Origin of the sequence: Arthrobacter sp. 92 (assembly GCF_050260325.1) — a bacterium.
GTDB lineage: Bacteria > Actinomycetota > Actinomycetes > Actinomycetales > Micrococcaceae > Arthrobacter.
On the sequence record NZ_CP189863.1, the window covers coordinates 1,705,855 to 1,717,631 of the forward strand.

Below are 11,777 nucleotides of genomic sequence, written 5' to 3' on the forward strand. Positions count from 1 at the left end.
CCCCGCAGGGGGTACGTCTAACACTAGTACGCGAGTTGCGGGGGCGAGTGCGGTTTAACCTACTGGCGAGTAACTTTACGATTAAGGCCTGGGTTACGCCAGTGTCAGGGCTTAGGCGGCGCCTTGGGCGGGAGCTTCCGGCCCGACGAATAGAATGGGGAACCATGCACACACCATCGCCAGGCAGCCAGCCCAGACCCTTCCGACGGACTGCGCCCTGGCGGAGCAGGAAGCCCGCAGCAGCCCATGATGCCCTCGCTGGCAGCCAGACTTTCCGGGACCACCTCCGGCTCGGCCGCAAGGGGCTGGCCATCGGGGTGGACATCGGGGGCACCAAGGTGGCCGCGGGGGTGGTGGATGCAGAGGGCCGGATCCTCAGCCAGGCCAAACGCTCAACGCCTGGAAATGACCCCCGCGCCGTCGAGCAGGTCATTGTGGAGCTGGTGGACGAGCTCAGCGAGGGCCACCGCATCTGGTCGGTGGGCATTGGCGCGGCCGGCTGGATGGATCTCGAAGGCGGCACAGTTCTTTTCAGCCCGCATCTTGCCTGGCGCAATGAACCGCTCAGGGACAACCTCCAACGGCTCCTGCGCCGGCCCGTCCTGCTGACCAACGACGCCGACGCGGCGGCCTGGGCGGAATGGCGCTTTGGTGCCGGCCAAGGGCAGAACCGCCTCGTCTGCATCACGCTGGGCACCGGAATCGGCGGCGCCATGGTGATGGACGGGCGCGTGGAGCGGGGCCGCTTTGGCGTGGCCGGGGAATTCGGCCACCAGATCATCATGCCGGGCGGGCACCGGTGCGAATGCGGCAACCGCGGCTGCTGGGAACAGTACGCCTCCGGCAACGCCCTGGGCCGCGAGGCCCGGGAACTGGCAGCCGCAAATTCGCCCGTCGCCCAGGAGCTCCTGAAGGCCGTGGACGGTGAAGTGGACAAGATCACCGGCGTGATCGTGACTGAACTGGCCAAGGCCGGCGATGCCACGTCCAGGGAACTGCTTGAGGATGTGGGCGAGTGGCTCGGACTGGGGCTGGCGAACCTCGCCGCCGCGCTGGATCCGGGCAAGTTCGTGATCGGCGGCGGGCTCTGCGACGCCGGCGAACTGCTGGTGGGGCCGGCCCGGAAGGCCTTCGCCAGGAACCTCACCGGGCGCGGGTTCAGGCCCGCGGCGGAAATTGCGCTGGCCGCGCTGGGACCAAACGCCGGCCTGATCGGGGCGGCGGACCTGTCCCGGGTCAGCAGCCGGATGCACGGCTAACCCCACGCGGGCTGCCGTGCGCTGCCTGCAGAAGTCACCGGCAGCGGAAACGGGCGCTACACGCGGGCGCCGTCGTCGTGCTCGTCCTTTTCATTGGGCAACTGCATGATCAGGTAGATCACGGCGGCAACAAAGACGGCAACAATGCCCAGGATCGCCAGCAGGGGCGCCGAGCGCCAGAACATTGCGCAAAACAGAAGTGCTAGTGGGCCACCCAGCGCGCCGAGCCACGCAAGCATGGTCAGGGGGTCGGTGCCGGCCAGGCTCGGCGGATCTTCGGGAACGAATTCACCGTCGTCCCCGGCGTCGTAGTCCCGCGGGCCGATGGTCCCGGCGCCTGGACCGGCGTCATCATCATCGCCCGAGCCGGCATCACGGCCCGGCTCCGCCGGAACAGCGGGCTGCCGCCCCGGGGCCGCGGGCTCTGCCGGGGCTGCTCCCGCGATGCCCAGGGGGTCAAAATCGCGGAATGGCCGGGGGAGCGGTGAGCTGGCCTCCCCGGACGGAGGAACTGTGCTCGAGGTCCCTTCGAGCCGGGACACAAGATCGAGCCAGACCGCCTCGTCCGGGTCGCCGCCCTGGTCCGGGGACTGCGGATCGGAGCTAGTCATCAGCCGTGTCCTTTTGGCTTGCTGGAGAATTTTCGGGTCCGTGCCGCGCATCATCGGAAGCGCTGCCGGCTGACCGGCCGACTACCGCTCGGATGAAGTCAGCGGATCCGCGAAAGATTTCCCCCGCGTCGTTGTCCATGGTAGCCACATGGTAGCTGTTGGCGAGGGTGGTCACCTGCAGCGGGGCATTCCTCAGACCCCGGCGAAGGGCCGCCATGCTGGTATCGGACACCACATGGTCAATCGCGGAACGGAACACCTGAACTGGCGTGGTGATGCGGGGCAGCAGCCGCACGGTGTCCTTGAACATCTTGTTGAGTTCGTGGGCGGCAGCCACGGGCGTTCGCGGGTAAGCGCCTTCGTCCATATCCGGTTTCAGGATGTCGTTGGCGATTGCGGGGGTGCTCTTGAGCACAAGCTTCAGTATCCCGGCCAGGGGCGCGCGTGGATCGTCGATCACCAGGCCCGGGTTGACCACTATGGTTCCTGCAACCGGCCGCAAGGCGGCAACGCGCAGGGCGAGGGCTCCTCCCATGGACAGCCCGGCCGTGAACACATAGTCACACTCGGCCGCGAGCTCCAGGTAGGAGGCGTCAAAGGCCGAATCCCACTCCTGCCACCGTGTCCGGGCAAGTTCCTGCCAGCTGGTGCCGTGGCCGGGCAGGAGCGGCATCCGCACGGCAAAACCATCCTCCGCGAGGGACTCGGCCCACGCACGGACGCCGTGCGGGCTGCCGGTGAAGCCGTGGGATACGGCCACGCCAACGGACGGCCCGTCGCCGGTAAAGGGGCTGCTGAACGGACTGTGATCAGGGAGGATGCTCATGATGTCTCCGAGGATACGCGTTTGGCGGCCTGTTCCACGAAGAAACGGGCCGACTGTTCGAAGATGGCCGGAGCGTCGGCATCGAGGGTAGCCACATGTCCGCTGTTGGGCAGCGGGATGACCGTCAACGCCCGTGACCCCAAGCGGTTCCTGATCAGCTCGATGGACGACGGCGGCACCACCTCATCCGTGTCCGATTTAAAGACCAGGACTGGAGCCACCACCTTTGGAAGGCCGCGAATGGCCGCTGCGAACAGTTTCTTCAGCTCATGGACGGCGGCCAGGGGTGTCCGTGAATAATCGCCGTCGTTGGTGGCTGTGGCCGTGGGGTGGGACTCCTCGGCGGGGATGGTGGTGCGTTGAAAGTACTTGAGCACCCCGATAATCCGCGCCCGGCGGTCGTAAAAACTGAGTCCGGGGTTCACCACCGCCACGCCGGCCACCGCGTGGCGGGAAGCGGTTCGCAGCGCCACGGCGCCGCCCATGGACAGCCCGGCCACGAAGCTGTCGTCAGTATGCGCGGCCAGTTCCAGATAGGCCGCCTCGAACGCCCCCGCCCAGTCCTGCCAGCCGGAACGCTCAAGTTGGCGCCAGTCCGTTCCATGCCCGGGCAGGAGTGGAACGGACACGGCGAAACCCTGTTGGGCGAGGAATTGCGCCCACGGCAGCACGCTGAGCGGACTGCCGGTGAAGCCGTGGCAAATGGCAATGCCAATCCGCGCGTTCGGGCCGTGGCCGGGGTAACCGAAAGCCGCAGGTATGGACGGGTTGCTGCTTTCTCTCATATGCCAATCGTGTCACCCTTCCCCGCAAATCTGACTAGAGTAGGGTTGCATTGAAGTCCGGGCCGGGCCCGACGGAGGGCCCGGCCAGACGCCTTCCGGAGAGGTCCATCGCGTGTTTTATTGGTTCATGAAGACCTTTGTCCTGGGTCCGGTGCTGAAGCTCCTGTTCCGCCCCTGGGTCAAGGGCCTGGACAACGTTCCCGCCGAGGGCGCCGCCATTCTGGCCTCGAACCATCTGTCCTTCTCCGACTCCATTTTCATGCCCCTGATGGTTCCGCGTCCCGTGGTCTTCCTGGCCAAATCGGAGTACTTCACCGGCACCGGCCTCAAGGGCAGGCTGACCGCGCTCTTCTTCCGGCTGACGAATCAGTTGCCCATGGACCGGTCAGGGGGAGCGGCGTCGGCGGCGTCGCTGAACGCCGGCATGGACGTCCTGGGCCGCGGCTCGCTCCTGGGCATTTATCCAGAAGGCACACGAAGCCCGGACGCCCGCCTGTACCGCGGAAAAGTAGGCGTGGCCCGTCTGGCCCTCAAGGCCCGTGTCCCGGTGATCCCGGTTGCCATGATCGGAACCGACAAGGTGCAGCCTATCGGGAAGCGGGTGCCCAACATCCGGCGAATCGGCATGATCTTCGGAGAGCCGCTGGATTTCAGCCGCTATTACGGCATGGAGGACGACCGGCTGATTCAGCGGTCGGTGACCGACGAGATCATGTATGAGCTCATGCGGCTTTCCGGCCAGGAGTATATTGACGAATATGCTGCCGTCGTCAAGCTCAGGCTTGCCGGCAAAACCGCCGCCGCTCCGCCCGACGCCGACCCTGGCAAGGCCGATCCAAATGAAGCGGATGGCGACGCCGGAGCCTCCGGCCCCGGAAATGTGTGACGGCAGATACATGCGAATGACGGCCTAGGTGCCGGAAACCCTGATCGGGCAACTAGTCTTGTAGTGTGACTGAGCTATCTGCAACACCTGCCTCCCTGCTGACCAGTACCGCCCAGAGCGGTGCCGCCAACTATCCGGGACTGGACCACTGGCGGGACCTTCCCATCTCCCAGCAGCCCAGCTGGCAAAACAAGGACGTTTTTGACGCTTCCGTCAAGGAACTTTCCGTCCTGCCGCCGCTCGTCTTCGCCGGCGAAGTGGACATCCTTCGCGAACGGCTCGCGGCGGCCGCCCAGGGGAAGGCCTTCCTTCTCCAGGGCGGTGATTGTGCCGAGACGTTTGAAGCGGCAACAGCTGACAAAATCAGTGCCCGGGTAAAGACCATCCTCCAGATGGCGGTGGTGCTGACCTACGGTGCGGCCATGCCAGTGATCAAGATGGGCCGGATGGCTGGGCAATTTGCCAAGCCGCGCTCGTCCAATGACGAAACCCGGGACGGTGTGACCCTGCCGGCATACCGTGGCGACATCGTGAACGGCTACGACTTCACCCCGGATTCACGCGGCCATGATGCCAGCCGGATGCTCAAGGCGTACCACACCTCGGCGTCCACCCTGAATCTCATCCGTGCCTTCACCCAGGGCGGCTTCGCCGACTTGCGCCTGGTTCACCACTGGAACAAGGGATTCACCGAGAACCCCGCCCACGCACGCTACGAATCGCTGGCACGGGACATAGACCGCGCCATCAAGTTCATGGCATCCTGCGGAGCGGACTTCGAAGCCCTGAAGAGGGTGGAGTTCTTCGCCAGCCATGAGGCGCTGTTGCTCGACTACGAGCGCGCCCTGACCCGGATCGATTCCCGGACGGGACTGCCGTACGACACCTCCGCGCACTTCCTGTGGATTGGGGAACGCACCCGCGAGCTGGACCACGCACACGTGGATTTCCTGTCCCGTGTCCGCAACCCGATCGGCGTCAAGCTGGGCCCCTCGACATCCGGGGACGACGCCCTGCGGCTGATCGACAAGCTGGACCCGGACCGGGAGCCCGGCCGCCTTACCTTCATCACCCGCATGGGCGCGGGCAACATCCGCGAGAAACTTCCCGCCGTCGTGGAGAAGGTCACGGCCTCCGGCGCCCAGGTGCTGTGGGTCACGGACCCCATGCACGGGAACACGGTCACCTCCCCGAACGGCTACAAGACGCGCAACTTCGACGACGTCATCGACGAGGTGCGCGGTTTCTTCGAGGTACACCACTCCCTCGGAACCATCCCGGGCGGACTGCACGTGGAGATGACCGGTGACGACGTCGCCGAGTGCCTTGGCGGCGCGGACCCCATCGACCAGGACGCGTTCCTTGACCGCTACGAATCGGTCTGCGACCCGCGGCTGAACCATATGCAGTCCCTGGAGATGGCATTCCTCGTGGCCGGGGCGTTGTCCAAGCGGTAGCAGCCGCGGCGGGTTGACGGCCGCCGGCTAGACCACGGTCAGCGTGACCACGGAGCCTTCGGGGACCTTTGTGTCCACGGGCTCCTGGTCCCGGACTGTGCCGAAGAACCCGCCGAGGATGTTATTGACGCGGACTTCGAAGCCGAGCTTCTCAAGCGAACGGCGTGCATCGTTGGCCTGCTTGCCGATGAAGCTCGGAACATCAACCAGTTTGGGCCCCTTGGAGACGGTGAGGGTCACCGGCGCGCCCTTGGTCAGTGTCCCGGACGACGGCGACTGGGCCGCCACCGCGCCCTTGGGCACCTTCTTGTCGTTCACGGTGTCAGGCGCTATCACGGCCTTCAGGCCGGCGGCTTCCAACGTCCTGACCGCGGCGTCCTGCTCCTGGCCGCGGACGTCGGGAACCGCGATGGGTTCGGGTCCCTTGGACACGGTGAGGCTGACCGGCGTTCCGCGTTTGGCCGGGGTCCCGCCGGCCGGATCCTGGTCAAGGACTGTCCCGGCCGCGGCGGCGTCATCGAACGTCTCAGTCACCGGTCCCAATGCCATCTGCGCGCCGTTGAGGGCGCCCTTGGCATCCGACAGGCTCTTTCCGGTGAGTGCCGGGAGCGGAAACAGCTCAGGGCCCTTGGACACGAAGAGCGACACCACCTGGAACTTCCGGACCTCCTTGCCGGCATCAGGCTCGGAACCCACCACCAGCCCCGCGGAGATGTCGTCATCGAAGACATCCTTGGTGGTGGACTGGAACCCCGCGGTCCGCAGCAGCTGCTGCGCTTCTGGCACGGTCTTATTTGAAACGCGGGGGATGGTTCCGGGGGAGCCCGGGCCCATTCCAAAAAACCAGCCCGCGCCCGTGGCCAGTAGGGCAATAATGACCAGGACGATGACCCACAGCAGGCCCCGGCGCCTGGGGCTTCCTTCCCGGAGCGTGCGCAGTGGCGTGGCTGCTGCGCGGGCCTGCGCCCTGTCCGCGTCGCGTTGCTGCTTGCGCTGGGCGCGCTTGCTCAGGGCCGCGGCCGTGGGTGTGCCATCGTCCTGGGTTTCTTCGACAGGTTCGGTGTCCCCCGGGGCCGCCAGCGCACCGAAAGGGCGCACCGGCGGCGGCGCCGACAGCACGGTTGTGGGGTTGCTTGGGCGGGAGATGACTTCGGTGGGAAGCTGCCGGCCGGACAGGACTTCCGTGTGTGCCGCTGCTGTGTGGTCCCGATCCTGCCCGTCCATGCCGGCGGCCGCCGGCGGAGGCAGAGGCGGCGAGGCCGCTGGAGCGGGGGAGGTGGCTGAGCGGGCCGCGGGAGGCTGGAGGTCCAGCTCGGCGTCAGTCAGGTTGGTCCTGATGTGCCTCAGCTCGGACAGCAGGGCGTTCCCATCGACCGGCCGGTTCTCGGGGTCGTTTGCGGTGCACCACTGAACCAACTCGTCCACTTCCGCAGCCAGGCCGGGCACCACGGCAGAGGGCGGCTGCACCGTCGAGTTCACATGCTGGTAGGCCACCTGGATGGGAACCTCGCCGGTGAACGGCTGGCTGCCCGTGATCATCTCGTAAAGCATGATGCCTACGGAATAGATGTCGCTGCGGGCGTCCGCTTGCCTGCCCATCACCAGTTCGGGGGACAGGTACGCCACGGTACCGATCAGGGCCCCCGTGCTCGTGGACGTGGTGACCGCCCGTGCCAGTCCGAAGTCCCCCACCTTGATGCGGCCGTCGTCGGCGATCAGCACATTTTCGGGTTTGATGTCCCGGTGGATCAGCCCGGCTGCATGGGCGGCTCCAAGGCCTTCCACCACGGGGTCGATCAGGGCGAGGGCAAGGCGGGGAGACAGCGCTCCCTTCTCCTTGATGACGTCCCGGAGGGTGTGGCCCTTGATGTATTCCATGACCAGATAGGCCGTGCGGGCATCGGCACCCTGGTCCAGGACCCCCACAACATGGGGGTGGGAAAGTTTGGCCGCGGCCTTGGCTTCGCGGCCCAGCCTGTCCAGGAAGTTGCCGTCGTTCACCAGATGCGGATGCAGCACTTTGAGTGCCACCTCCCGTTCCAGGCGCTGGTCGGTGGCGAGGTAGACAGTGGACATGCCGCCGCGCGCCAGCTTCGAGTGGACCAGGTACCGATTGTCCACGAGCGTTCCAACGAGAGAGTCCGACACTTGTTCCTGCACCCTACGATCCTAAGTGCTGGAACGAAAGGGGCCCGAATCGACATACGATTCGGGCCCCTTTCGGTGGTCCCTGTCCTGAAGGCGCCAGGACAGTGCCCGGCGCGAGGGTGAAGCTAGGAAAAGTTCTTCTGGAGGGCCTTGATGGAGGCCACGTAGGCCTTCGTGTCGTCGTACATGCCGTTCTTGCTGACGGAGTATTGGCCCTGATAGTAGCCGGCGATCGCGTTGTCCACGTCCTTGCTCGTCTTCACGAGTTGGCGGATGATGGCCACGCCGGCTGTGGCGTTGTCGTACGGGTCCAGGAGGTTGAGCTTGCGGCCCACAAGGTCCGAGGCCCATTCACCTGAGCTCGGGATCACCTGCATGGTTCCGATGGCGTTCGCCGGCGACACCGCGCGCTGGTTAAAGCCCGACTCCTGGTAAGCGAAAGCCAGTGCCAGCGAGGCATCCACGCCCATGCGCCTGGCGGTGTCGGCCACGATCGACTTCATCTGCTCGCGGGAGGGAACAGGCGCGGCGTTGAGCAGTGCCTTGTTCTGGTTGGCCGAGTTGACCACGGCCGAGGGGTAGGAGAAGCCGAGGAAGGTGCTCGGGACCAGTGGCGTCACGGAGCCGGCCGGCTGGATGGAGCCGCCGGGGATCACCAGCTTGTTGCCCGGGTAGATGACACTGCTCATGGTCAGCCGGTTGGCCGAAAGGATGTCCGACAACTTCACGCCGTTCTTTGCCGCGATGGCCGAAAGCGTGTCCCCGGACTTGATGGTGTAGGAGCCCGAGCTGGCGGGTGCCGGGGCGGGCGCTGCCGCAGCCGGCGCCGGAGCGGGTGCCGGAGCTGCTGCCGGGGCCGGCGCAGCCGTGGCGCCGTCCCCGATCTTGATCTTCTGGCCGGGGTAGATGATGGAGCCCATGTTGAGCCCGTTCCAGCCGAAAACCTCGGAGAGCTTAACGCCATGGCGCGCAGCGATCGCGCTCAAGGTGTCTCCTGACTTGACGGTGTAGACGCTGCCGCCGCTGCTGGCGGGCGCATCCTGCTTGGCCGCCGGGGCCGGCTCGGACGGAGCCGGGGCAGCGTCCGAACCGGTCAGCTTGATCTTCTGGCCCGGATAAATGATGGTGTTCGGCTGCAGATTGTTCAGCTTGAGGACGGCGTAGGTGTCCAAACCGTAACGACCCGCGATCCCGCTGATGGTGTCGCCCCGGGCAATGGTGTAGTCGGCGGGCGCCGATTGCTGCGCCGGCCGGAAGGAGCTCGGAATGGCAGTCGAGACCGATCCCGCGGGGATAACTCCTGCCTTGACGGCGGCCTCCTGTGCCTGCATGGCGGCAGCAAGGGTGGCCGGAAGGGCCCGCGGACGGGGTTCAGCGGCTGCGGGCTCGGCGATAGCCAGGGAGGAGAGGATGACGGCGGGAAGGGCGGCCGTCGTCGCTGCAATCATGGGCAGGCTTGGCCTGGGGTGCTGCTTTGGCGAGCGGGGCGTCGTCATGGGAAAGGTCCTCTTCTCAGCGGCGAGTGCTGTCGGTCAAGCCAGTGGTACGAATGATACTAGAGTTGCTCAAGGGATTTCTGGTGCAAATGTGATCTATGTGAATGTCTCACGAATTGACGTTTAGCACAACAATTGCTGGATTTTCCCTAAGGCCTTTTTTCGGAGTGTCGAATTCGCCACTTCTCCGGGCGCCGACTGCTGACTAGGCGCAACCGCTCCCGCCATGGCAATCTTGATCCGTGAGTACTGTAGAAAGCCTTGTAGGCGAATGGTTGCCGCTGCCCGATGTCGCAGAATTGTTGAACGTTTCCATCACGAAAGTTCATGGTCTGCTCGACGAGCGTGCGCTGGCCGCAATTCGAGTGGGGGACCGGCGCATCAGGTCGGTACCGGCAGCCTTTATCCAGGATGGACATCCTGTGGACAGCCTGAAGGGGACAATCATTGTCCTGTCGGACGCGGGTTTTTCTGATGAAGAGCTCATCAACTGGCTTTTCACCCCGGACGAGTCCCTCCGGGGCCGGCCGATCGACGCATTGCGCGAAGGCCGCAAGACGGAAATCCGACGCCGGGCCCAGTCGCTGGCCTGGTAACCATCTGCCGCCGCGGCGGCCTTATCAGGCCGCGCGGCTGACGGTTGCCTCCGCGAGTCTCCGCAGTGCGGTCTTGGGGAGGTCTTCGAGGGGCAGAAGGTCCAGGGCGGCAAACGCGGTCCGGCCAAATTCCTCGATCAGTACCTCGGTTGCCTGCAGAGCTCCGCAGTCCTGAATAATTCGCCGGATTTCCTCCACATCGGCGTCCGAAAGATCCGGACTTCCCAGCTTCGCGTCGATAAAACGGGACTCCTCGGGAGTGGATAAGTCCAGGGCGAAGGCCACCAGCACCGTCCGCTTGCCTTCGCGTAAATCATCGCCGGCCGGTTTTCCGGTTGTCACGGGGTCTCCGAAGACGCCGAGGACGTCGTCGCGAAGCTGGAAGGCCTCGCCGAGGGGAAGTGCGAACGCCGAATAGCCCCTGAGCAGTTCATCGGATGCGCCGGCCAGTGCGCCCCCCAGTGCGAGCGGGTGCTCGGTGGAGTACTTTGCGGACTTGAACCGGATAATCGACTGCGCGCGGCTGACGGCGCCTGCACGGTCCCGCATGGGCCCGGCAACCTCTTCGAGGATGTCGAGGTACTGGCCGGCCATGACTTCGGCCCGCATCAGATTGAAAATGAGCCGGGCCTGGCTCCCCGAGGCCGCCGCGGCGCCGATGTCGGTGAACGACTCCTCGCTGAAGGACAGGCAGAGATCCCCGGTGAGGATAGCGGCAGCGTGACCGAAGCGTTCGCTGTCCAGGGCCCAGCCGTGGCTCTGGTGCAGTTGGCTGAAACGGCGATGGACGCTGGGGCCGCCGCGGCGGGTGTCTGAACGGTCAATGATGTCGTCGTGAATCAGGGCCGCCGCCTGGAAGAGCTCCAGGGCGGACCCGGCTGTCACCACTTCGTGGGCGGCCGCCTCGCCGCCTGCCCCACGCCATCCCCAGTAGCACATAAGCGCGCGCAGCCGCTTGCCCCCGGTCACCAGATTTGAAATGGAGCCCATCAATGGATCGATGTCCTGCGAAATGGCGGACATTAACGACTGGCGCGTGGCCAGGAACTCGTTGAGTTTTCCAGCAACCGCGGCCACGAAGGCTGCCTGTTCCAGGCGCAGCTGCTCCGCGACGGTCACTTGGCGGACTCGGCTGCGACGTTTGCGCCGATGGTGAAAGTGGAGACACCGCCCGTCTCCACCACCGCCACGTTTACGGTCTCGTTGTCCCCGCGCAGGAAATCCTTTGATGCCACGGCGCCGACCTTGTCCCCGGGAACTGCCTTGAAGCCTTGGGCCTCAAGCTCTTTCGTGTAAAAGTCAACGACGGCGCTGGCGGGTGAGGTGATGCTGCCCACCAACGCCGCCGTGGCGGGAGTGGTGGTCTTATCGAAGCTGCTGGAGACCACCTTTGCCCCTGGCATGAGGGGGAGGAGTTTTTCGGGGAAGCCCGGGACCAGCGCGCCGACGGTGGCCGAGGTCCCTGGCGAGGCCGACGGGCTGGCCGAAGCAGTGACCGTCGGCTGGCCGGTCACGGAAGCGGAGGCGCTGGCTGTGTCGGTTGAGGCCTTTGCGCCCGGCGGCTCGGCCGGCGAACAAGCCGAGAGGGCAAGCAAGGAGCCCACCACAATGACGGCCGCGCCCGCAGGCTTGAGCTTTCCAATAACCTTCACAGAGACAGTCCTCCTGGTGTTGATGCCGGATTCAGCCTCCAGTTTAGTCAGTCCGACGGCA

The 11,777-nt window shown here is 65.6% G+C and carries 11 protein-coding genes; 4 read left to right on the forward strand and 7 right to left on the reverse strand.

Features of this window, described 5'->3' with window-relative positions; genetic code table 11:
- Positions 1–164: 164 nt before the first annotated feature.
- Positions 165–1,259 (forward strand): ROK family glucokinase, encoded by a 1,095-nt coding sequence (locus ACP4XC_RS07830; RefSeq protein ID WP_427174330.1) that lies wholly within the window; start codon positions 165–167, stop codon positions 1,257–1,259.
- 56 nt (positions 1,260–1,315) lie between these two features.
- Here the strand turns inward: ACP4XC_RS07830 and ACP4XC_RS07835 are convergent, their stop codons facing one another.
- The 3 genes from ACP4XC_RS07835 to ACP4XC_RS07845 are packed head-to-tail and all read right to left on the reverse strand — an operon-like array spanning position 1,316 to position 3,481.
- Positions 1,316–1,870: a hypothetical protein gene (locus ACP4XC_RS07835; protein WP_427174331.1), complete on the reverse strand. Its 555-nt coding sequence runs from the start codon at positions 1,868–1,870 to the stop codon at positions 1,316–1,318.
- Entirely contained in the window at positions 1,863–2,696 is an 834-nt protein-coding gene (locus ACP4XC_RS07840) for an alpha/beta hydrolase (RefSeq protein ID WP_427174332.1), read from the reverse strand. The genes ACP4XC_RS07835 and ACP4XC_RS07840 overlap by 8 nt, the downstream gene beginning before the upstream one ends.
- Positions 2,693–3,481 carry an alpha/beta hydrolase gene (locus ACP4XC_RS07845; protein ID WP_427174333.1) on the reverse strand — a complete coding sequence of 263 codons (789 nt, stop codon included), beginning with the start codon at positions 3,479–3,481 and terminating at the stop codon, positions 2,693–2,695. The genes ACP4XC_RS07840 and ACP4XC_RS07845 overlap by 4 nt, the downstream gene beginning before the upstream one ends.
- Before the next feature lie 112 nt (positions 3,482–3,593).
- Between ACP4XC_RS07845 and ACP4XC_RS07850 the strand changes: the two genes are divergently transcribed.
- Both ACP4XC_RS07850 and ACP4XC_RS07855 read left to right on the forward strand, forming a co-directional pair.
- Entirely contained in the window at positions 3,594–4,367 is a 774-nt protein-coding gene (locus ACP4XC_RS07850; RefSeq protein WP_427174335.1) for a lysophospholipid acyltransferase family protein, read from the forward strand.
- A 65-nt stretch (positions 4,368–4,432) separates the two neighbouring features.
- Positions 4,433–5,824 carry a class II 3-deoxy-7-phosphoheptulonate synthase gene (locus ACP4XC_RS07855; RefSeq protein ID WP_427174336.1) on the forward strand — a complete coding sequence of 464 codons (1,392 nt, stop codon included), beginning with the start codon at positions 4,433–4,435 and terminating at the stop codon, positions 5,822–5,824.
- Positions 5,825–5,851: 27 nt separating this feature from the next.
- Here ACP4XC_RS07855 and ACP4XC_RS07860 read toward each other — a convergent pair whose 3' ends face one another.
- Both ACP4XC_RS07860 and ACP4XC_RS07865 read right to left on the reverse strand, forming a co-directional pair.
- On the reverse strand, positions 5,852–7,984 hold the full coding sequence (locus ACP4XC_RS07860; protein WP_427174337.1) for a protein kinase domain-containing protein: 2,133 nt from the start codon (positions 7,982–7,984) through the stop codon (positions 5,852–5,854).
- Positions 7,985–8,097: 113 nt separating this feature from the next.
- A complete protein-coding gene (locus tag ACP4XC_RS07865) occupies positions 8,098–9,468 on the reverse strand; it encodes a LysM peptidoglycan-binding domain-containing protein (RefSeq protein ID WP_427174338.1) in 1,371 nt (456 codons plus the stop codon).
- Between the two features lie 242 nt (positions 9,469–9,710).
- On the opposite strand from ACP4XC_RS07865, the gene ACP4XC_RS07870 reads away from it, so the two are divergent.
- A complete protein-coding gene (locus ACP4XC_RS07870; protein WP_427174339.1) occupies positions 9,711–10,064 on the forward strand; it encodes an Rv2175c family DNA-binding protein in 354 nt (117 codons plus the stop codon).
- Between the two features lie 24 nt (positions 10,065–10,088).
- Here ACP4XC_RS07870 and ACP4XC_RS07875 read toward each other — a convergent pair whose 3' ends face one another.
- Both ACP4XC_RS07875 and ACP4XC_RS07880 read right to left on the reverse strand, forming a co-directional pair.
- Entirely contained in the window at positions 10,089–11,183 is a 1,095-nt protein-coding gene (locus ACP4XC_RS07875; RefSeq protein ID WP_427174340.1) for a polyprenyl synthetase family protein, read from the reverse strand.
- A complete protein-coding gene (locus ACP4XC_RS07880) occupies positions 11,180–11,716 on the reverse strand; it encodes a hypothetical protein (protein ID WP_427174342.1) in 537 nt (178 codons plus the stop codon). Before ACP4XC_RS07880 ends, ACP4XC_RS07875 begins: the two co-directional genes overlap by 4 nt.
- Positions 11,717–11,777: the final 61 nt, after the last annotated feature.

Bases quoted from the DNA above. Each gene is read 5' to 3' on its own strand.
- ACP4XC_RS07830 (WP_427174330.1), top strand. From the start codon at position 165: ATGCACACACCATCGCCAGGCAGCCAGCCCAGACCCTTCCGACGGACT.
- ACP4XC_RS07835 (WP_427174331.1), bottom strand. From the start codon at position 1,870: ATGACTAGCTCCGATCCGCAGTCCCCGGACCAGGGCGGCGACCCGGAC.
- ACP4XC_RS07840 (WP_427174332.1), bottom strand. From the start codon at position 2,696: ATGAGCATCCTCCCTGATCACAGTCCGTTCAGCAGCCCCTTTACCGGC.
- ACP4XC_RS07845 (WP_427174333.1), bottom strand. From the start codon at position 3,481: ATGAGAGAAAGCAGCAACCCGTCCATACCTGCGGCTTTCGGTTACCCC.
- ACP4XC_RS07865 (WP_427174338.1), bottom strand. From the start codon at position 9,468: ATGACGACGCCCCGCTCGCCAAAGCAGCACCCCAGGCCAAGCCTGCCC.